This is a genomic window from Nonomuraea sp. NPDC048901 (genome assembly GCF_040649695.1).
Classification (GTDB): Bacteria; Actinomycetota; Actinomycetes; order Streptosporangiales; family Streptosporangiaceae; genus Nonomuraea.
The window spans coordinates 538438-558030 of the sequence record NZ_JBEZFW010000004.1 but is presented as its reverse complement, the minus strand read 5'-3'; the positions used below and the strand labels follow the sequence as shown (position 1 = coordinate 558030).

Here is a 19593-nt window from a genome sequence, read left to right as displayed (position 1 = left end):
CGACTGAGCGCGCCGCCCGGCCTGACGCCCGACTGAGCGCGCCGCCCGGCCTGACGCCCGACTGAGCGCGCCGCCCGGCCTGACGCCCGACTGAGCGCGCCGCCCGGCCGGACGCGCGACCGCGCCGGCCGTCTTCGTGACGGCCGGCGCGGTCGGTGCCGATTGGTTCCGGTGGCTGCCGGTTGGCGCAGATCGGTTCCGGTGGGTCAGCTCAGCCGGTCGAGGAGGGCGTTGTACTCCTCCCACAGCTCCTTGGGCAGGTGCGAGCCGAACTTGTCGAAGTGGGCCGGGATCAGCGCCGCCTCCTCCCGCCACACCTCGCGGTCGACCGTGAGCAGCGTACGCAGGTCCTCTTCCGCCAGGTCCAGGCCCTCGACGTCGAGCGCGTCCGGCAGCAGGCCGATCGGGCTGGACACGGCCTCGGCCTCGCCGTTGAGCCGGTCCACGATCCACTTGAGCACGCGGCTGTTCTCGCCGAAGCCGGGCCAGATGAACTTGCCGTCGGCGTTCTTGCGGAACCAGTTCACGTAGTAGATGCGCGGCAGCCTGGCGTTCTTGCGGCGGCCGATCTCCAGCCAGTGGGCGAAGTAGTCGCCCATGTTGTAGCCGCAGAACGGCAGCATCGCGAACGGGTCGTGACGCAGCTCACCGACCTTGCCCTCGGCGGCGGCGGTCTTCTCGGAGGCGACGTTGGCTCCGAGGAAGACGCCGTGCTCCCAGCTCAGCGACTCGGTGACCAGCGGCACCGCGGTGGCGCGGCGGCCGCCGAACAGGATCGCCGAAATGGGCACGCCCTTGGGGTCCTGCCATTCGGGGGCGATGGTCGGGCACTGCGCGGCGGGGGTGGTGAAGCGCGCGTTCGGATGGGCGGCAGGCTCGTCGGACTCCGGCGTCCACGAGCGGCCCTTCCAGTCGGTCAGGTGCGCGGGCGGCTCGGCGGTGAGCCCCTCCCACCACACGTCCCCGTCGTCGGTCAGCGCGACGTTGGTGAAGATGCTGTTGCCCCAGAGCGTCTTGACCGCGTTGGCGTTGGTGACCTCGCCGGTGCCGGGCGCGACGCCGAAGAAGCCGGCCTCGGGGTTGATGGCGTAGAGGCGGCCGTCGTCGCCGAACCGCATCCAGGCGATGTCGTCACCGACCGTCTCGACCTTCCAGCCGGGGATCGTCGGCTGGAGCATGGCGAGGTTGGTCTTGCCGCAGGCGCTCGGGAACGCGGCCGCGATGTAGCGGGTCTCGCCCGAGGGCGGGGTCAGCTTGAGGATGAGCATGTGCTCGGCCAGCCAGCCCTCGTCGCGGGCCATGACGCTGGCGATGCGCAGGGCATAGCACTTCTTGCCGAGCAGCGCGTTGCCGCCATAGCCGGAGCCGTAGGACCAGATCTCGCGGCTCTCCGGGAAGTGGCTGATGTACTTGGTCGAGCTGCACGGCCACGGCACGTCCTCCTGGCCGTCGGCCAGCGGCGCGCCGACGGAGTGGACGGCCTTGACGAACTCGCCGCGTTCCTCGATCAGGCGCAGCGCCCGCTCCCCCATGCGGGTCATGACCCGCATGGAGACGGCCACGTACGGCGAGTCGGTGATCTCGACGCCGAGCTGGGAGATCTCCCCGCCCAGCGGGCCCATGCAGAACGGCACGACGTACATGGTCCGGCCGCGCATGCTGCCGGCGAACAGCTTGTCGAACGTCCGGCGCATCTCGGCGGGCGCGACCCAGTTGTTCGTCGGCCCGGCGTCCTCCTCGCGCTCGGAGCAGATGAACGTGCGGTCCTCGACCCGGGCCACGTCGGTCGGGTCGGACTTGGCGTAGAAACTGTTGGGCCGCTTGGCCAGGCGCGTGAACGTGCCCTGCTCGACGAGCAGGTTGGTCAGGCGCGTCCACTCCTCCTCCGAGCCATCGCACCACTCGATCCGGTCGGGCTGGGTCAATGCGGCGATCTGGTTCACCCAGGCGACCAATTCGGCATTGCTCGTCGGGGCGGGTACTTCCACGGAAACGGACACGGCGGCGGCTCCTCCACTCTTCAGGGCCCAAACATCATTCACGACGACGGCGCGAAAAAGCCAATTGGCATAGACCTATGCCTGGATCCGGCCGTCGCCGCAGGCTGCGGCCTCGATGATTGGGGGAGCCTACCCCGAAGAAGCGGTTTCAAAAGAAAGTGACTCGCTCCCTGCCGGCGAATGGAGTTGGTCTAAACCAATTTCGCAAGAGGTTTAGTCCATTCGCCGGAGAGTTTCTCCTGCGTACTCTCAGGAATTGACGTCCGGCCCGGCGGAGCGAACTCGGTCGACGTGTTGCAGCGCGTCTCGCAGTTCGGACAGCCAGGTGTCGGTGTTCTTTCCGACCAGTCGTACGCACCAGGCCAGCGCGTCACTGCGGCTGCGGGCCACACCCGCGGCGACGAGCGTGTCGAGCACCTGGCGTTCCTGCTGTCGCAGGCGTGTCATGACGGGCACCGAAAGAGTGGTGAACATCACAGTGGTGTCGCCGCAGACGACGCCCCAGGACACCTTCTGCCGGAACCGCCGCTCCGCCTCCTTGGCGATCTCGATGCGGCGCTCGCGCGTCTCTTCCCTGAACCGTCCGATGAGCCCCTCGATCAGGGCCGCCCGCTCGGCGTCCGATCCCTCGGAGCTGGGCTCCGGCAGTGTGCCGAGCACCGCGATCTCCTCGCGGTCCCGGACGATCTCCGGCGCCTCGGTGAACCATTCCTCGGGCAACCGCCCGGTGAACCAGCCCTTGATCTGGGCCGCTGCTTCGTCACTTGCCATGTAATTAGAATTACACGGTTGCGGGGAAAAAGCACGTACGGAAGGGCTGTCTATTGATGAATGAAGCCGTCAGCGAACGCGGGCCGCGAGCGTCGGGCTGACCCTGACGATCCCGGCCAGGTTCCGGGTGCTCATCGGGGCGATCTTGACCACGTCGCCGGTGCGCGGGGCCACCACCATCTTGCCGTCGCCCCAGTAGATCGCCACGTGCGAGATGTAGCCGGGATTGGTCGGGTCCAGGCGCCAGAAGATCAGGTCACCTGGCTGGATCTGGGCGAGGGGCACCTGCGGCCCGGCCATCCATTGCTGGTGCGTCACCCGCGGCATGCGCACGCCCGCCTGCGCGAAGGCCCACTGGACCAGGCCCGAGCAGTCGAACGTGTCAGGGCCTTCCGCGCCCCACACGTACGGCCTGCCCAGCTTGGTGGCGGCGGCCCTGAGCGCGACGGTGATCTGCTCGCCGCTCATGAACGAGCCGGCCGCCCAGGTACGGGCCTTGGCCTGCGCGGGGGGCAGCACCGGGTTGACCATGGCCGTCTGTGTGCCCTTGGGCAGCACCTTGAGCAGGGCCTTGCGCAGCTTGTCGGAGTTGGCCTTGGGCGCGCTCACGATCAGCGCGTTGTCGCGTGGCAGGCCGAGCGTGCGTCCGACCTCGCGGGAGACGACGGCGTCGACCGCCCCGAAGCCGGTCGTGGCGTAGGCCCCGATGCGCAGCGGCCCGGCGGGCCCGCGCACCCGGCTGTGCAGACTGAGGCCCCCGTCGCTGCCGAGCACGAACGAGACCGCCACGTCACCGGCCGCCACGTTGTTCCACAGCGCGTCGGAGGCCGCCGTGACCTTGGGCGTGTAGGCGCGGAAGGTGGAGGGATCGACCGCGAGCGTCTGCACCCGCTTGTCGTCGAGCATGATCGAGGCCGCGTCGGCGAGTTCGAGCGCGGTCACCCCTCGCAGCCGCGCCACCTTGCGCAGCAGTTCGTTGGTCAGCGGCTTGCGGGTGACCACGAAGAGGTTGGGCTTGTGTAATTGGCCCAGCGGCTTCACCGGCTGCGCGGTCTTGCCGGCCTCGGCCGCCAGGGTCTGCTGGGGCGCGGGGCGGTACTGCGGTCGTACGGCGGCCGCGGGCAGCTGGCCGCCCACCTGCCGCTGGCCCACCTGCGCGAGCAGCAGCAGGTCGACGGTCAGCACCGCGACGAGCGAAACCACGATGAACGGGACCAACTTGTGGTGGTCACGCCGCTTCCTGGAGCGGACCAGGAAGCTGAGATCCTGCCGGATACCGGAGGAACGCGAAAAATCCGCCGGACCGTCGTGGGCCCGGCGGGTTGTGTCTTCGGAAGTCAGTTGCCGATGTACGGAACGGCCTCGAGGATCTCGACGGTGTTCTGGCGACCGTTGGGCATGGAGTAGGTCGCCTTTTCGCCGATCTTTTTACCATTGATCGCCGCGCCAAGGGGCGATTTCGGCGAGTACACGTCGATCGGGGCGCCGCTCTCCTCACGGGACGCCAGCAGGAAGGTCACCTCATCGTCGTCACGGACGAACCGGATCGTCACGGTCATGCCGGGGCCGACGACCCCTTCGGTCTTCGGTGCCTCTCCCACCTGGGCGTTGTCGATGATCTGCCGGAGGTGGAAGATGCGGGCCTCCATCTTGCCCTGCTCATCCTTGGCCGCGTGATAGCCGCCGTTCTCCTTCAGGTCACCTTCCTCACGGGCGGCCTCGATCTTCTTGGCGATGTCGACGCGCCCTGGGCCCGAGAGGTATTCGTACTCCGCCTTGAGACGGTCGTACGCCTCCTGCGTCAGCCATGTGACGTTCTCATCGCGAGAGTCGGCCACGGGTTCTCCTTGCTTGCCTAGGGGGCCCTGAGATCACTAGAGGTTGCGTGCGGTTGAATTGCGAAAGGCTAACAACTCAACAGCTCGTACGCTTCCTCAAACGTCTCATTCTACGAGATTGCAGTACTGGATGTGGACGGACGTGGCCTGGGCACTCGTGTCCAGGCGCTCCTTGAGCTGCTTAGTACCCCCACCAGCCGGAATTCTTACTTCCCTGCTGCCCACTTCTGCGTGGTTGACATCTGTGGCCCTGATACGACATACGGCGACCCGGTCGGCCGGCTTGCTCACCTCGAAGGTGATCTCGGCCTCGTCCGGGCGATTGGCCTGGAACGACACCACCTGGGGGATGGCCCCGGTGTTGCCGCCGGTCATCGACCACATCACGTAGCCCCAGCCACCTGCGATGATGGCCACCAGCACGCCGATGACGACGTGCACGACGAAGCGGCCCCGGCGCTCAGGACGGTCGGGGAAGTCGTCGGGTGTGCCGAGAACTGGACGGCTCTCGACATCTTCGGTGGCCATGGCGGAATCTCCCTGCACTCCCTCAGCGTTATCCGAGACAATTGTTCCCTGCGGGGGTCACGCCCTCGCGACCGCCCAGCTGAACCTAACCTCTCTGGGCAAGTGATCGGTCCAACTGAGGAGACATCGAGCCCGTGAGTGCACCGTTGAGGCTGATGGCCGTCCACGCCCACCCCGACGACGAGTCGAGCAAGGGCGCCGCCACGATGGCGCGCTACGTCCGTGAAGGCGTTGACGTGCTGGTTTGTACGCTCACGGGCGGTGAGCGAGGCTCTGTGCTCAACCCCAAGATGGACCGGCCGGAGATCGTCGACAACATCGGCGAGGTCCGCAAAGCGGAAATGGCCCGCGCGCGGGAGATTCTTGGAGTTCAGCAGGAGTTCATGGGCTTCGTCGACTCCGGCCTGCCGGAGAACGAGGAGGAGGAGCTGCCCGAGGGCTGCTTCGCGGTGCAGAAGCTCGAAGACGCCTCCGCGCCCCTTGTGGCCGCCGTGCGCGCGTTCAGGCCGCACGTCATCGTCACCTACGACGACGACGGTGGCTACCCGCACCCCGACCACATCATGACCAACCGGGTCTCGGTGGAGGCGTTCGAGGCGGCCGGCGACCCCGACCGCTACCCGGGCACCGGCGACCCGTGGCAGCCGCTGAAGCTTTACTACCAAATGGGCTTCACCAAGGAGCGGTTCGAGGCGCTGCACGACGCGATGACCTCGCGCGGCATGGGCTCCCCCTACTCCGACTGGATCTCCCGCTGGGAGGACCGGCCCGCCAAGTGGCCGGTGACGACCCGGGTGCCCTGCGCCGACTACTTCGAGCTGCGCGACGAGGCGCTGCTCGCGCACGCCACCCAGGTGGACCCCGACGGCTTCTGGTTCGTCTGCCCGCGCGAGCTCCAGCAGGAGATCTGGCCGACCGAGGACTACCACCTGGCGCGCTCCCTGGTCGACACCGAGCTGCCGGAAGACGATCTGTTCGCCGGAATCCACGCCGACGAGGTCTCCGCCGCCTGTCACTGACCCGAATCCACGCCTGCCGCCTGCCACTGACCGGAGCATGACCCCCCGGTGGCAGACTGGAGGAGTGATAACTCTCGCAGCGGGTGATGTGAGTCCGGGCCTGCTCGGCTTCGTCGTCGTCGCCCTCATCGGGGTCGCCCTGTACGTCCTGATCAAATCGATGAACAAGCAGATGTCGAAGATCCAGGTGCCCCGGGCGGCCGACATCGACGACAAGAAGGCCGAATAGATGCCGGTCGAAATAGTCGACAACGTGGCGGAGAGCCGGTTCGAGATTCTCGTGGACGGCACGGTCGCCGGGTTCGCCGACTACCGTCTGCTGCCCACGAAGATCGTCTTCACGCACACCGAGGTGCTGCCCGAGCATGAGGGGCAGGGCCTGGCGGGCAAGCTGGTCGGGCACGCGCTCGACGCGAGCAGGGACACCGGCCTGCGGGTGGTGCCCCTCTGCCCGTACGTCGGCAAGTACATCGAGCGCCACCCCCAGTACAAGGACCTGGTCGACGGCTCAGCCGCTGAGTGACCAGGCGCGTCAGTCGCTAGGGGACCACGCGCGTTCGAGGGCCTTGGGCAGGCCCCACCAGCCCAGCGGGGTGAGCACGTCCTCGGTGTCGACGATGCCCAGATAGCCCCACAAGGTGACCACCGGCACGAACAGCCGCTCGGTCGCGTCGAGGTCGTCGGCGTCCTGGTCGTCGATGTCGATGTCCTCCGACTCGGCGATGAGCCGGGCCAGCCGCTCGGGCGAGGCGAGCACGCCAGGCCCCAGCCTGGTCAGGGCTGCCACCGCGGCCAGCCAGTCGGCGTGCTGGATGGCGCACAGGTTGGCCAGCACGGTGTCCTCGTGGCTGAGGTCGCCGTCGAGGTCCGCGAACTCCTCCAGGCTGTCGCCGGCCTCCGACAGGTCGGAGATGGGCCCGGCGATGCCGGCCGCCACCGACAGCCAGAGCTCGCCGTCGTCCTCGGGCATCGGCCGGTCGTCAAGCCCGGCGCAGGCCCGCAGCACGTTCGCCGGATAGCCGGGCAGGACCAGCAGCTCACGCAGCAGTGTCCCGGCCCGCCGCAGCTCGTCGGCGGGCAGCTCGGGCGGCTTGGGCAGCTCGCCGACGATCCGCCGCAGCTCGGCCAGCGCGAACGCCTCCTCCTCGTCCCAGGCGGCGAACAGCTCCTCGTCCTGCTCATCACTGACCGCGAACCCGGGCACCCGGCCGTCGGGCTGCGGCTCGCTCAGCCAGCGCTCCTGAAGCTCCTCGTACGTCCTGCGGGCCCCCGAGTCACCGGCGACCAGCGCGTCGGGATCGATCTCCCCCGCGCTGACGCGTTCCTCCAGATACCGCACGAGCAGCGAGAACATCTCCTCGGCCACCGGCCCGCGCTCGTCCTCCTCCGGCCAGACGAAGTAGCCGGGCGTCATCAGCATGGGCTCGGTGCCGGTCGACTCGACCCAGCGCTGCACGTCGCCGACCGTGGCGACACCCGACTCGATCGCGCCCAGTGTCGCCCTGGCCGACTCCCAGAACGCCAGGGAGAGCGGGTTGCCCGCGGCCATCAACGCGCGCCGCAGGTCGGGCAGCGCCACCAGCGCCACCCCGGAGGGCACGGCGAGCAAGGCGCGGGCCACGTCCCTGCGGGTGAGGGCGGCGGCGGGGCGGCCGGCATGCGTGCACACGAAGTCCAGATCCACGCTCCGTAACCTACGCCCCCGCCGTCCCCACCACACGCGTGTGCGCGTGACCGATCTCCGTCGGCCGGCTGTTGATGATGCCGCCCAAGCGAATGCTGGTTGTCAGGTGGCTCCCAGATCCACGGTGACGGAGAAGGGGGCGGCAGTCTTGATCACTCCGGTGAACATTTCGCCGTCCCTGTAGGCATTGGTGGCCGGGTCGAGAACGTAGGTGTAGATGATGGGGACACCGGTTGCGGCCTGTTCGATACGCCAGTAGAAGGGGATGCCGGCCTTGGCGTACTGGTCCACCTTCACGATTCGGTCGGTGGTCTCTGAGCCGGGCGATACGACCTCGACTACCAGGAGTACGTGTTCGGGGCGGGTGGGCGTGAGGTCGATGGTCTCCGCCCGGTAGACGATGACGTCCGGACGGCGGTTGGTGAGGTGTGTGCCTCCTTCGAGGAGCCTCGACAGTTCAGCGCTGCCGAGCTCAGTTTACTGTCTGCGATGCCGAGGCGCCTGATCTCGGAAGAGCGCGATTGCCTTGCCGACTGAGCGGGGCAGAGCCCGTGCGGGGCCTCACCGACGGGATGGGCATTGTGAGAGGCTGAATCGTATGAACCGGCTAGCTGATGCAACGTCGCCGTATCTGCTTCAGCACGCTGACAATCCGGTCGACTGGTGGCCCTGGACGCCGGAGGCGTTCGAGGAAGCGCGACGGCGCGATGTACCCGTTCTGCTGTCGGTCGGCTACTCTGCGTGCCACTGGTGTCACGTGATGGCGCACGAGAGTTTCGAGGACGCCGACACCGCGCGGCTGATGAACGAGCACTTCGTCAACATCAAAGTGGACCGCGAGGAGCGGCCCGACGTCGACGCCGTCTACATGAGCGCCACCCAGGCCATGATCCATCAGGGCGGCTGGCCGATGACGGTGTTCGCCACGCCCGAGGGCCATCCCTTCTACTGCGGCACCTACTTCCCGCGGCTCCAGTTCCAGCGGCTGCTGCGTGGTGTGCGCGACGCGTGGGCCGGTGACCGGGCGAGCGTGACCGAGCAGGGGTCGAAGGTGGTCGAGGCGCTCAACGCGCACACGACGCTGCCCACCGGGCCGCTGCCCGGCGAGGAGACGCTGGCGCTGGCCGTACGGAATCTGCGGGAGTCGTTCGACAAGGTCCGCGGCGGGTTCGGCGGCGCGCCCAAGTTCCCGCCGTCGATGGTGCTGGAGTTCCTGCTGCGCTCCGGCGAGACCGAGATGAGCGGCCGCACGCTGGAGTCGATGGCGCGCGGCGGGATGTACGACCAGCTCGGCGGCGGCTTCGCGCGCTACAGCGTCGACGCGGGCTGGGTGGTACCGCACTTCGAGAAGATGCTGTACGACAACGCGCTGCTGCTGCGGGTCTACACGCACTGGTGGAAGGCGAGCCGGACGCCCCTCGCCCGGCGGGTGGCGCTGGAGACGGCCGAGTGGCTGCTGCGTGAGCTGCGTACCGCCGAGGGCGGTTTCGCCTCGGCGCTCGACGCCGACAGTGAGGGCGAGGAGGGCCGGTTCTACGTCTGGACGCCGGAGCAGCTGCGTGAGGTGCTCGGCGAGGAGGACGGGGACTGGGCCACGCGGCTCTTCGAGGTGCGGGGGACGTTCGAGCACGGCACGTCGGTGCTGCAGCTGCTCACCGACCCTGACGCGGATGATGCGGCGCGGTTCGACGACGTACGGGCGCGGTTGCTCGCCGCCAGGGAGCGGCGGGTCCGGCCGGGTCGTGACGACAAGGTCGTGGCCTCGTGGAACGGCCTGGCCATCGCCGCCCTGGCGGAGACCGGCACGGTGTTCGACCGGCCGGACCTGGTGGCGGCCGCCCGGCGGGCGGCGGAGCTGCTCGAAGACGTGCACATGGACGGCGGCAGGTTGCTGCGGACCTCGCGCGACGGGCGGGCGGGCCGCAACGCCGGAGTCCTGGAGGACTACGCGAACCTGGCCGAGGGGCTGATCGCCCTCTACGGCGTGACCGGGGAGACGCGCTGGCACCGGCTGGCGGGCTCGCTGCTCGACACCGTGCTCGACCGGTTCGAGGACGGCGAGGGCGGGTTCTACGACACGGCCGACGACGCCGAACGGCTGTTCCAGCGGCCACAGGATCCCACCGACAACGCGACCCCGTCGGGACAGTACGCCGCCGCCGGGGCGCTGCTGTCCTACTCGGCGCTGACGGGGTCCACACGGCACCGTGAGGCCGCCTACGCTGCGCTGGGCACGGTGTCCGTGCTGGCCACCGGGCACGCGCGGTTCGCCGGCTGGGGGCTGACCGTGGCGCGGGCGGCGCTCAGTGGTCCCGTCGAAGTGGCGGTCGTCGGGCCGATGGACGATCCGCGTACGCGGGCGCTGCACCGCGAGGCGCTGCTGGCCGACGTTCCCGGTCTGGTGGTCGCGCTGGGCGACGGCGAAGGAGTGCCGCCGGGCGGGCCCGAGCTGCTGGAAGGCCGCGGACCAGTCGGCGGCGCCCCCGCCGCGTACGTGTGCCGGGGCTTCACCTGCCGGATGCCCGTCACCACACCCGAGGAGCTGCGGGCCGAACTAGCCGGCCGATGACCGGCCCAGCCGGCCGACGATCGGCCTAGCCGGCCCATGACCGGCTCAGCCGAGGCCTAGCCGACCGGTGATCGGCCGGTGTCGCTCCACCGGCCGGTGTTGTTCTCGTCGGGGCCGGTCGTAGGGGCGTCCGGCTCGCCGGTGGGCGGGCCGCCGGTGTCGTTCTGCCGGGGCGGGTCCTGCTGCGTGTCGGGGCCCTGCGTGGTGGGCTGCTCCGTGCTCGGCTGCTCGGTGACCTCAGGAGTGGGCGAGGACCACGGGTCGGGTGCCTGGGTGTGCTGCGGTTCCTGCGGCATGTCCTGGCGCTGGTCGGTGCGGCCCCAGTCGTCGGAGCCATAGCCGTAGTCCGACGGCTCGGGGAACTCCATGACCGGCTTGCCCGCCATGGCCTCGGTCATGAACGCCCGCCAGATCTGCGCGGGCAACTGGCCGCCGAACTGCACCCCGTAGCCGGGGATCTCCACCGGCTTGTTGTCCTCGCGGAACATGTCGACCGCGACGGCCAGTTGCGGCGTGAAGCCGTTGAACCAGACCGCCTGGGAGTTGTCCGTGGTGCCCGTCTTGCCGGCCACCGGACGGTCGTACAGCCTGGCCGCGGCGCCGGTGCCGTACTTGACGACCTGCTGCATCGCGTACGTGGTGTCGGCGGCGGCCTGCTCGCTGACCACCTGGGTGGACGCGCCCTTGATCACGTTCTTCTTGCTGCCGGGGGCGGTCACCGACTTCACGACGTGCGCCTCCATGTGGACGCCCTTGTTGGCGAAGGAGGAGAAGCCGGAGGCGTTCTGCACGGCGCTCAGCGAGGCGACGCCGAGCGGGAACGTGGCGGCCGACTCGTGCTGCTTGAGCTGCGCCTCCGGGATGCCCGCCGCGACCGCGGTGGCGGCCACCTTGTCGAGACCGACCTTCTGGCCGAGGTCGACGAAGGCGGTGTTGACGGAGTTCTGGGTGGCGCTGATCAGGTTGATCTCGCCGTACGAGCGGTCGCTGTCGTTGGGGATGGGCTTGCTGGCCGAGGCCACGCGCATCGGCGAGTTGCCGTTGACCCTGGTGGACAGGTCGAAGCCGTTGTTGAGCGCGGCGGCCAGCGTGTACGGCTTGAACGTGGAGCCGGCCATCACCTTGGCCGAGAAGGCGTTGTCGTAGTACTCGGAGCGGTCGGGGCGGCCGCCGTAGAAGGCGACGACCTCGCCGGTGGCCGGATCGACGGCCGCCAGCCCGGTGCGGACCTTCTTGGGCGTCGAGTCGGGCAGCACGGTCTTGACCGCGTTCTCGGCCGCGAGCATGAGCTTCTTGTCGAACGTCGTGACGATTCTCAGCCCGCCGCCGTTGATGTCCTCGTCGGTGTAGCCGCGCCGGTTGAGCTCGGCGGTGACCTGGTCGAGCATGTACTGGGCCTGGCCCTTGAGCTCGAACGGCTTCTTCGGCGCCTTGAGCGCCGGGAACGTCTGGGCGGCGGCCTGCTCGGCGGTGAGCTTGCCCGTCTGCCGCATGGCGTCGATCACGGCCTGCCAGCGGGCCTCGGCGGCGTCGAGGTCGGCGCCCTTGGGGTCGGCGAAGCGGCTGGGCTGCTGGATCACCGCGGCCAGGTAGGCGCCCTCGGCCACGCTCAGCTTGCCGACGTCCTTGCCGAAGTACGCCTGCGCGGCCGCCTGGGCGCCGTTGGCGCCGCGGCCGAAGTAGATCGTGTTGAGGTACTGCTCAAGGACCCAGTCCTTGGACTTGGACTGGTCGACCTTGATGGAGATCATGATCTCCTTGAACTTGCGGGTGATGGACCGTTCCTGGCTGAGGCCGCTGTAGTAGTTGCGGACCAGCTGCTGGGTGATGGTCGAGCCGCCCTGGAGCTGCTGCCCGGAGATGGTGGACCACACGGCTCGCGCGGTGCCTTTGACCGAGACGCCGCCGTCTTGGTAGAAGGAGCGGTTCTCGGCTGCTATCACCGCGTCACGTACGTGCTGGGGAACCTTGTCCAGCGGAACGTTCCTGCGGTCGATGCCCTTCTTGGCGAGCACGCTCTTGCCGTCGCGGTAGTAGATCACCGACCCCTGGGCCGTGGCGTCCTTCTGGGTGCTGTCGGGGATCGGGGTCATCGCCCACGCGACGGCGAAAAGCCCTATGGCCAAGAGGATCCCGGCGCCGAAAACGATCAACAGCCGTTTAAGGATTCGCCGCTTTCGCATGCCTTTTTCACCACCGATCCGCACCCACAACCCCCTATCGCGCCTCACCAGACCCCCGTCAGCTGGGCGAATGTCAAGGTTAAGCGATCGATAACGGTGCCTCGTCCCCTCCCGCGATAGTACGGCTAGCGCGTTTCGCGCTGGGGAACATTCGCCACCAATGGCAAAACGCGGTAGGGAACAGGTGTGTCGAGGGCGATGATCGAAGAAGTCCTGAGAACACCCTGAACTTCGACGATCTGGTCGATCACCCGCTGCAGATCGGCGTTCGTCCGCGCCACCACCCGGCAGAGCAGGTCGCTGCCGCCGGTGATCGTGTGGACCTCCAGCACCTCGGGGATGTGGGCCAGCCGGTGCGCGACCGGGTCGTGCCCGGCGACCTGCCTGATCTCCATCGTCACGAACGCGGTGACGTCGTAGCCGAGCGCCACCGGCGAGATGTCGGGTCCGAACCCGGTGATCACCCCTCTGGCGATCAGCCGGTCGAGCCGGGCCTGCACGGTGCCGCGGGCCACGCCCAGCCGGCGCGAGCACTCCAGTACGCCCAGGCGCGGCTCGGCGGCCAGGAGGGCGATCAGCCGGGCGTCCAGTTGGTCGATCGTCATGGTGTACAGATCTCCTCCTCTACATGGGGGTGGGCCGTACATATTGTCTAGTCAAAAAAGTAACTGTTGCTCAACTCGTCCAGGGAATCCAAATATTGATGCTATGACTGATGTCTTTCCGGTTAACGGGATGCACGCCGTGGTGTTCGCCGTGGGCAACGCCAGGCAGGCGGCTCACTACTACTCGACCGCGTTCGGCATGCGACTGGTGGCCTATCGCGGGCCGGAGAACGGCAGCCGCGACGAGGCGGCCTATGTCCTGACCTCGGGGAGCGCCAGGTTCGAGTTCCGGGCCTCGATCCGGCCGGGGACCGACCTGGCCCGCCACGTCGCCGAGCACGGTGACGGGGTGATCGACCTGGCCATCGAGGTGCCGGACGTGGAGGCCGCCTATCGGCACGCCGTGGAGCAGGGGGCCCGCGGGCTGGCGGAGCCGTACACGCTGGAGGACGAGCGGGGCAAGGTGGTGCTCGCGGCGATCGCCACGTACGGCGAGACGCGGCACACGCTCGTCGACAGGGCCAACTACAGCGGCGCCTACCTGCCCGGGTACGTGCCCGCCGAGCCGCTCGTCGCCCCGCCCACGACCAAGTCCGGACGACTGTTCCAGGCCGTCGACCACTGTGTGGGCAACGTCGAACTGGGCCGGATGGACGAGTGGGTGGAGTTCTACAAGCACGTGATGGGCTTCACCAACATGGCGGAGTTCGTCGGCGACGACATCGCCACCGAGTACTCGGCGTTGATGTCCAAGGTCGTGGCCGACGGGAGCCGCAAGGTCAAGTTCCCGCTGAACGAGCCGGCCGTAAGTCGCAAGAAATCGCAGATCGACGAATATCTGGAGTTCTACCGCGGGCCGGGCGTACAGCACGTCGCGCTGGCCACCAACGACATCCTGACCACGGTCGACCACATGCGCGCGGCCGGAGTGAGCTTCCTGGACACCCCCGACTCCTACTACGACGACCCCGAGTTGCGCTCGCGCATCGGGCGGGTCAGGGCGCCGATCGAGGAGCTGAAGAAGCGCAAGATCCTCGTCGACCGCGACGAGGACGGCTACCTTTTGCAAATCTTCACCAAGCCGGTGCAGGACCGGCCCACGGTCTTCTTCGAGCTCATCGAGCGGCACGGCTCGCTCGGCTTCGGCAAGGGCAATTTCAAGGCGTTGTTCGAGGCCATCGAGCGGGAGCAGGAGCGAAGGGGCAACCTTTAGCTCGCGCCGCCGTTGCCCTGACGGCGCAGGGGGAGTCTGCTCGACCTAGGCTGGATTCGTTCGGCCCGCGCCAGCAGGCTCCGCATGCCAAAGCCGCGAAGACGGTCGTGGTCCATGCCTGACTCCGCGTAGAATTCCTGTCACTTAGCGAAGGGAAGAGCGCAGCCTATGGGGTTTGACCAGCGCAGGGCCGCTTCGCTCGTGGCGCTTCTGAGCATCCTCGCCTGCGCGCCGTCCAACGGCGCCATAGCGCCCACAGCGGCCCGGCCGGTGAGCGGAGACACGGGCGCGTCCGGCATCGGTGACCCCGACTTCCCCCTTGACGGCAACGGCGGCTACGACGTCTCCCACTACAGCCTCGAGCTCGGCTACACGCCGAGCAGCAAGCACCTCGACGGCGTGGCGACGATCAAGGCCACGACCACGCAGGCGCTCTCGCGGTTCGACCTCGACCTGTCCGGCCTCGACGTGAGCGAGGTCACGGTCAACGGGGAGAAGGCCATCTTCTCGCGCAACGGCACCGAACTCGGTGTGCTGCCCACCACGCCGCTGGCCAACAAGGCCGACTTCACCATCAAAGTGACCTACTCCGGCGTGCCCAAGCCGATCAAGGACTCCACCAACCTCGGCACGTTCGGCTTCGTGCCGACGCCCGACGGCGCCTTCGTGGCCTGTGAGCCCGACGGCGCCAAGACCTGGTATCCGGTCAACGACCACCCAGCCGACAAGGCGGCCTACGACTTCGCGATCACCGTGCCCGACGGCGTGACCGCGCTGGCCAACGGCGAGCAGGTCGGCGAGCCCACGACCACCGACGGCAAGACCACTTTCCGGTGGCGCGAGCGGCATCCGATGGTGAGCTATCTCGCGACGGCCACGATCGGCAAGTTCGAGCTGCGCAAGGGCCGCACGCCGGGCGGCATCCCCAACTTCGCGGCGGTCGATCCCAAGCACCGCGCCTCGCTCGACGATCTCTACAACATCTCGGGCGAGGTCACCGACTACTGGAGCAAGGTCTTCGGGCCCTACCCGTTCTCCTCCACGGGCGGCATAGTCGACGACTTCTCGGCCGGCTACGCCCTGGAAAACCAGACCAAGCCGCTCTACGGCGGCTTCGAGCCCGACCAGAGCATCATCGCGCACGAGCTGGCCCACCAGTGGTTCGGCGACAGCGTGAGCATCAAGCGCTGGCGCGACCTGTGGCTCAACGAGGGCTTCGCCACCTATGCCGAGTGGCTCTGGGCCGAGCACAAGGGCACCAACACCGCCGACCGGCTCTTCCAGACCTTCTACAACCGCGCCGCGAGCGAGCCGATGTGGAAATATCCCCCGGGCCGGGCCCAGCCCAAAGACCTGTTCAACGACTCGGTCTACACCCGGGGCGGACTGACCCTCCACGCCCTGCGCAAGGCCATCGGCGACGAGACCTTCTTCACGCTGCTGAAGACATGGACGGCCGACCACAAATACGGCAACGTCACGACGGACGAGTTCATCGCGCTGGCGGAGAAGCTCTCCGGCAAGGATCTCACGCCGCTGTTCGACGCCTGGCTCTTCCAGCCGACCAAACCCGCCGCCTGACCGCCTGCCCGATCACCTGACTGCCCGATCGCCTGAGCGCGAGGCTCACGGGGCGCCGGGCGTGCCCGCGGGCGCTGAGAAGACCAGGACGGACGCCGTGAAGCCGTGCACGTGGTTCTGGCCGCCCACCGGGCCGACCTCGCCCGCGGCGAAGAAGCCCGCGAGCCCGATCGGCCCGAGCGTGTCGCGCAGCGCCACCGGATCGTGGTCGGCGGTGCCGAACATCGCCGACCCCCGGCCGTTGCAGGAGAACAGCAGCGCGCCGTCGATCCGGCCGAGCTCCTCCCGGTGCGCGTCGAGCAGGTCGTAGAGGTCCTCGTCCGCCGTGGCCGCGTCGCGCACGTGGAAGCGTACGGTCCTGCCGACGTCCACGACGTCGCCGATGGCCACGGCCTCGCGTTCCGGGTCGATGCCGATCACGCCTCTGATGAGGAAGTCGCCGCGTTCGTGCCGTTCGGCGTACTCGTCCATGGCCACGCCGATCTGCAGGCCGGCGGCGACCAGTTCGCGGTCGTCCTCGTCGAGCTCGCTGACGATGTCCTCCAGCCGGGCCAGGGCCGGTTGGCCGGCCAGCTCCAGCAGCAGGTTCTCCTCGGAGCGGGTGACGACCATGGTCGGGCCGATCGGCCGGCAGCCCTGGCTGACCACTGTGCTGACCCGTACGGAGCCGCTGAGCAGCACGCCGATGGCGCCCTCGGTGTAGATCTCGCCGTCGGCGAAGAGCCGGACCGACCCCCGGCCCCGCATCCCGTTGGCCAGCCCGCCGATCAGCGGCAGATTACCGAGCACGTCCACGGAACGCTCCACGAACGCGTCCGTGGGGAAGGTGTACGGATCGGCCAGCAGGATCGCCACGTGATCATCAGGTGTCCGCTCCGGCAGCCCCACCACCACGAACCGGTCCTCGGCGGTCAGCGTCTCCAGCGCGAACGTGGTCAGCTCGGCCCCGTCCAGCGTGGCCGCCCACGCGCTCACGGCGGACGTCAGCTCGATCCCCTGCCCGTCACCGATCACGCCGGTGGCGCTGCAGCCGATCACGTGGGCCTCGGGGGCCAGCCTCATCGCGCACTCCCCCGCCCTGGCGACCTCGTCCGGATCGTCGCCGCAGATGAAGAAGCACACCAGGTCCGCCTCGCCGCTGAGCCTCGACAGGGCCTGACCGACAGCACGCTCCGCGGCCTCCACCAGGTCGGAACCCACGGCGAGGCCGTCGGCGAAGCGGCTCGTCATCACAGCCACGGATCTCGCCTCCTCAGCGGGTCGAAGTTCCCTAGGAACCGATTCTCCCCATAAAAGGAACAAGCACGCGCACGAACCGTCACGCAATAGTCAAGATCCGAAATCTCCGCCAGATGCGAAAGTGTCTGCCGCAGTGGTCCCAGGGGACGTAGTCTCGTTCCCGTGCATCAGCCTCTAAATATCCGCGAGCTGCGAGAGAGCGGTCACGTTCATCGCACCGTGAAAGCAGAGGTCCGCGAAAACCTGCTGGCCAAGTTGCGGGCAGGTGAGCCCCGTTTTCCAGGCATCGTGGGCTTCGACGACTCCGTCCTGCCCCACTTGGAGCGGGCGCTACTCGCCGGGCACGACCTCGTCCTGCTCGGTGAGCGGGGCCAGGGCAAGACCCGACTCATCCGCACCGTCACCGGGCTGCTGGACGAGTGGACCCCGGTGGTCGACGGGTGCGAGATCAACGACCATCCGTACGCACCGGCCTGTACGCGCTGCATCACGCTCGCGCGAGAGTTGGGCGACGAGTTGCCCGTGGCGTGGAAGCATCGCGACGAGCGCTACGGCGAGAAGCTCGCTACCCCCGACACCTCCGTCGGCGACCTGATCGGCGACGTGGACCCGATCAAGATCGCCGAGGGCCGGACGCTCGGCGACCCGGAGACCGTCCACTACGGGCTGGTGCCGCGCACCAACCGGGGCGTGTTCTCCGTCAACGAGCTGCCCGACCTGGCCGAGCGCATCCAGGTGTCGCTGCTGAACGTGCTGGAGGAGCGCGACATCCAGGTGCGCGGCTACAACCTGCGCCTGCCGCTCGACATCCTGCTCATCGCCAGCGCCAACCCCGAGGACTACACCAACAGGGGCCGGATCATCACCCCGCTGAAGGACCGCTTCGGCGCCGAGATCCGTACCCATTACCCGTTGACGGTCGAGGACGAGCTGGTGCTCATCCGCCAGGAGTCCATGCCGGACATCGGGGCGGACCTCCCCGAGCACCTGGTGGAGGTGATCGCCCGGTTCACCCGCCTGGTCCGCGAGTCCACCGCGGTCGACGCCCGCTCCGGCGTGTCGGCGCGGTTCTCGATCGCGGCCGCCGAGACCGCCATGGCCTCCGCCGTACGCAGGGGGGCGATCGCCGGCGAGGAGCAGGCCGTCGCCCGCGTCTGCGACCTGACCAGCGTCGTCCACAGCCTGCGCGGCAAGGTGGAGTTCGAGGTCAGCGAGGAGGGCAGGGAGACCGAGATCCTCTCCCATCTGCTCCGCCGGGCCACGGCCGAGACGTTCAGGAGCCGGTTGGGCGGCATGGACCTGTCGCCGCTGACGGACAAGTTCGCCGAGGGCAACCAGGTGGAGTCCGGCGAGCTGATCCCGGCCGCCGAACTGCTGCGCCGCATCGGCCCGGTCAGCGGACTGGCGAAGGTCATGTCGCGGCTGGGCATGGGCGAGGGCGAGGAGTCGCCGGGACACGCGGCGGCCGCGCTGGAGTTCGCCCTGGAGGGCCTGTATCTCATGCGCCGCCTGTCCAAGGACGACGTGGACGGGGTCTCCGTCTACCGGACGTGAACATTCGGGCGGTCTCACACGTCGAACGTGATGAATTGATCACGCCGTCGGGGGAGACCGCCCATGCGTCTGCTTGTCTGTGCCACCGCCCTGAGCGCCACCGCCTTGTGCGCTCTCGCCGTCCCCGCCGATGCCGCGGACACCAAGATCGTGTACGGGTACGCCTGGGCGGCCGGTGCGACCGAAATCCGCATCACGCCCATGACCGCCACGTACCGCAAGCCGCTCCACACGTTCAAGGCCGTCTCCGGCGCGAAGGAGTTGCGGCTCGACTACGCCAAGGCGGCGTTCCGGCGGGTGACCGTCGCCTGCGACCTCAAGGAGACCGAGGGGCGCGTGGCGATCGACCGCAAGGGTCTGGGCACCACCGTCTGCCAGGCCGACGCCCTGACCGACAAGCTGGCGGCCGGGCCCGCGCCGGTCCGCGTCGAGTATCGCGGCGCCGAGGCCGTTAAGATCAATGAAGTGCTGGCCAAGTGGCCCTCACCGCGCACGGCCCGAGGCACGGTCAAGCGGGTCGACGACACGACGGTCCTGTTCACCGGGGCGGGCAGGACGTTCAAGCTCGGTTACACGAACCTGATGTCGTTCGCCAGGACCACCAAGCGCTGCGGCGACGGCTGGCTGGCCGGCAAGCCGGTCAACGCCGACAAGCACGGCCTCGGCAAGAAGGCGTGCCAGAGCCGCGACTTCACCAAAGCCCTCAAGACGGTCAAGCATCCGGTGCTCGTACAGGTCGATTACGTGCCGGACGTCAACGAACTCTCCGGTGTGCGTGAGGTCTTCGGGGACGCGTAGCCCTCGTTCTC

The 19593-nt window shown here is 68.5% G+C and carries 18 protein-coding genes; 8 read left to right on the top strand and 10 right to left on the bottom strand.

Annotation, left to right across the window (positions count from 1 at the left end):
* Positions 1-206: 206 nt before the first annotated feature.
* The 5 genes from AB0C30_RS16430 to AB0C30_RS16410 form a co-directional block, all read right to left on the bottom strand.
* Positions 207-2000, bottom strand: coding sequence for a phosphoenolpyruvate carboxykinase (GTP) (locus AB0C30_RS16430; RefSeq protein WP_357944028.1), 1794 nt, complete (start codon positions 1998-2000; stop codon positions 207-209).
* Between the two features lie 249 nt (positions 2001-2249).
* Positions 2250-2771 (bottom strand): hypothetical protein, encoded by a 522-nt coding sequence (locus AB0C30_RS16425; RefSeq protein ID WP_357944027.1) that lies wholly within the window; start codon positions 2769-2771, stop codon positions 2250-2252.
* Positions 2772-2840: 69 nt separating this feature from the next.
* The gene (locus tag AB0C30_RS16420) at positions 2841-3989 is read right to left on the bottom strand and encodes a C40 family peptidase (protein ID WP_357944025.1); all 1149 of its coding nucleotides are present in this window, start codon (positions 3987-3989) and stop codon (positions 2841-2843) included.
* Positions 3990-4108: 119 nt separating this feature from the next.
* A complete protein-coding gene (gene greA / locus AB0C30_RS16415; RefSeq protein ID WP_225296428.1) occupies positions 4109-4609 on the bottom strand; it encodes a transcription elongation factor GreA in 501 nt (166 codons plus the stop codon).
* A gap of 105 nt (positions 4610-4714) precedes the next feature.
* Entirely contained in the window at positions 4715-5137 is a 423-nt protein-coding gene (locus AB0C30_RS16410; protein WP_357944023.1) for a DUF4307 domain-containing protein, read from the bottom strand.
* Between the two features lie 134 nt (positions 5138-5271).
* Between AB0C30_RS16410 and mca the strand changes: the two genes are divergently transcribed.
* The 3 genes from mca (at position 5272) to AB0C30_RS16395 (ending at position 6679) form a co-directional block, all read left to right on the top strand.
* Positions 5272-6156 carry a mycothiol conjugate amidase Mca gene (gene mca / locus AB0C30_RS16405; RefSeq protein WP_357944021.1) on the top strand — a complete coding sequence of 295 codons (885 nt, stop codon included), beginning with the start codon at positions 5272-5274 and terminating at the stop codon, positions 6154-6156.
* A 64-nt stretch (positions 6157-6220) separates the two neighbouring features.
* Positions 6221-6385 carry a hypothetical protein gene (locus AB0C30_RS16400; RefSeq protein ID WP_357944019.1) on the top strand — a complete coding sequence of 55 codons (165 nt, stop codon included), beginning with the start codon at positions 6221-6223 and terminating at the stop codon, positions 6383-6385.
* Positions 6386-6679, top strand: a complete 294-nt coding sequence (locus AB0C30_RS16395) for a GNAT family N-acetyltransferase (RefSeq protein ID WP_357944017.1) — start codon at positions 6386-6388, stop codon at positions 6677-6679. It begins immediately after the preceding gene.
* Between the two features lie 9 nt (positions 6680-6688).
* Here AB0C30_RS16395 and AB0C30_RS16390 read toward each other — a convergent pair whose 3' ends face one another.
* Positions 6689-7840 carry a hypothetical protein gene (locus AB0C30_RS16390; protein WP_357944015.1) on the bottom strand — a complete coding sequence of 384 codons (1152 nt, stop codon included), beginning with the start codon at positions 7838-7840 and terminating at the stop codon, positions 6689-6691.
* Positions 7841-7942: 102 nt separating this feature from the next.
* Positions 7943-8296 (bottom strand): Uma2 family endonuclease, encoded by a 354-nt coding sequence (locus AB0C30_RS16385; protein WP_357944609.1) that lies wholly within the window; start codon positions 8294-8296, stop codon positions 7943-7945.
* Positions 8297-8438: 142 nt separating this feature from the next.
* Between AB0C30_RS16385 and AB0C30_RS16380 the strand changes: the two genes are divergently transcribed.
* Positions 8439-10409, top strand: coding sequence for a thioredoxin domain-containing protein (locus AB0C30_RS16380; protein WP_357944013.1), 1971 nt, complete (start codon positions 8439-8441; stop codon positions 10407-10409).
* 56 nt (positions 10410-10465) lie between these two features.
* On the opposite strand, the gene AB0C30_RS16375 is transcribed toward AB0C30_RS16380, so the two are convergent.
* Positions 10466-12592: a transglycosylase domain-containing protein gene (locus tag AB0C30_RS16375; protein ID WP_357944011.1), complete on the bottom strand. Its 2127-nt coding sequence runs from the start codon at positions 12590-12592 to the stop codon at positions 10466-10468.
* A gap of 125 nt (positions 12593-12717) precedes the next feature.
* Positions 12718-13197, bottom strand: a complete 480-nt coding sequence (locus tag AB0C30_RS16370) for an Lrp/AsnC family transcriptional regulator (RefSeq protein WP_357944009.1) — start codon at positions 13195-13197, stop codon at positions 12718-12720.
* Between the two features lie 103 nt (positions 13198-13300).
* On the opposite strand from AB0C30_RS16370, the gene hppD reads away from it, so the two are divergent.
* On the top strand, positions 13301-14410 hold the full coding sequence (gene hppD, locus AB0C30_RS16365) for a 4-hydroxyphenylpyruvate dioxygenase (RefSeq protein WP_357944007.1): 1110 nt from the start codon (positions 13301-13303) through the stop codon (positions 14408-14410).
* A 168-nt stretch (positions 14411-14578) separates the two neighbouring features.
* Positions 14579-15991 (top strand): M1 family metallopeptidase, encoded by a 1413-nt coding sequence (locus tag AB0C30_RS16360; protein WP_357944005.1) that lies wholly within the window; start codon positions 14579-14581, stop codon positions 15989-15991.
* A 45-nt stretch (positions 15992-16036) separates the two neighbouring features.
* On the opposite strand, the gene AB0C30_RS16355 is transcribed toward AB0C30_RS16360, so the two are convergent.
* Positions 16037-17221: an FIST N-terminal domain-containing protein gene (locus tag AB0C30_RS16355; RefSeq protein WP_357944607.1), complete on the bottom strand. Its 1185-nt coding sequence runs from the start codon at positions 17219-17221 to the stop codon at positions 16037-16039.
* Positions 17222-17392: 171 nt separating this feature from the next.
* On the opposite strand from AB0C30_RS16355, the gene AB0C30_RS16350 reads away from it, so the two are divergent.
* A complete protein-coding gene (locus AB0C30_RS16350) occupies positions 17393-18784 on the top strand; it encodes a sigma 54-interacting transcriptional regulator (protein WP_357944003.1) in 1392 nt (463 codons plus the stop codon).
* Between the two features lie 63 nt (positions 18785-18847).
* Positions 18848-19582 (top strand): hypothetical protein, encoded by a 735-nt coding sequence (locus AB0C30_RS16345; protein WP_357944001.1) that lies wholly within the window; start codon positions 18848-18850, stop codon positions 19580-19582.
* The last annotated feature ends 11 nt before the right edge of the window (positions 19583-19593 follow it).

Coding starts and splice junctions, on each gene's coding strand:
- AB0C30_RS16425 (WP_357944027.1), bottom strand. CDS start 2,771: ATGGCAAGTGACGAAGCAGCGGCCCAGATCAAGGGCTGGTTCACCGGG.
- AB0C30_RS16410 (WP_357944023.1), bottom strand. CDS start 5,137: ATGGCCACCGAAGATGTCGAGAGCCGTCCAGTTCTCGGCACACCCGAC.
- AB0C30_RS16395 (WP_357944017.1), top strand. CDS start 6,386: ATGCCGGTCGAAATAGTCGACAACGTGGCGGAGAGCCGGTTCGAGATT.
- AB0C30_RS16380 (WP_357944013.1), top strand. CDS start 8,439: ATGAACCGGCTAGCTGATGCAACGTCGCCGTATCTGCTTCAGCACGCT.
- AB0C30_RS16375 (WP_357944011.1), bottom strand. CDS start 12,592: ATGCGAAAGCGGCGAATCCTTAAACGGCTGTTGATCGTTTTCGGCGCC.
- AB0C30_RS16370 (WP_357944009.1), bottom strand. CDS start 13,197: ATGACGATCGACCAACTGGACGCCCGGCTGATCGCCCTCCTGGCCGCC.
- hppD (WP_357944007.1), top strand. CDS start 13,301: ATGACTGATGTCTTTCCGGTTAACGGGATGCACGCCGTGGTGTTCGCC.
- AB0C30_RS16360 (WP_357944005.1), top strand. CDS start 14,579: ATGGGGTTTGACCAGCGCAGGGCCGCTTCGCTCGTGGCGCTTCTGAGC.
- AB0C30_RS16355 (WP_357944607.1), bottom strand. CDS start 17,221: ATGACGAGCCGCTTCGCCGACGGCCTCGCCGTGGGTTCCGACCTGGTG.
- AB0C30_RS16345 (WP_357944001.1), top strand. CDS start 18,848: ATGCGTCTGCTTGTCTGTGCCACCGCCCTGAGCGCCACCGCCTTGTGC.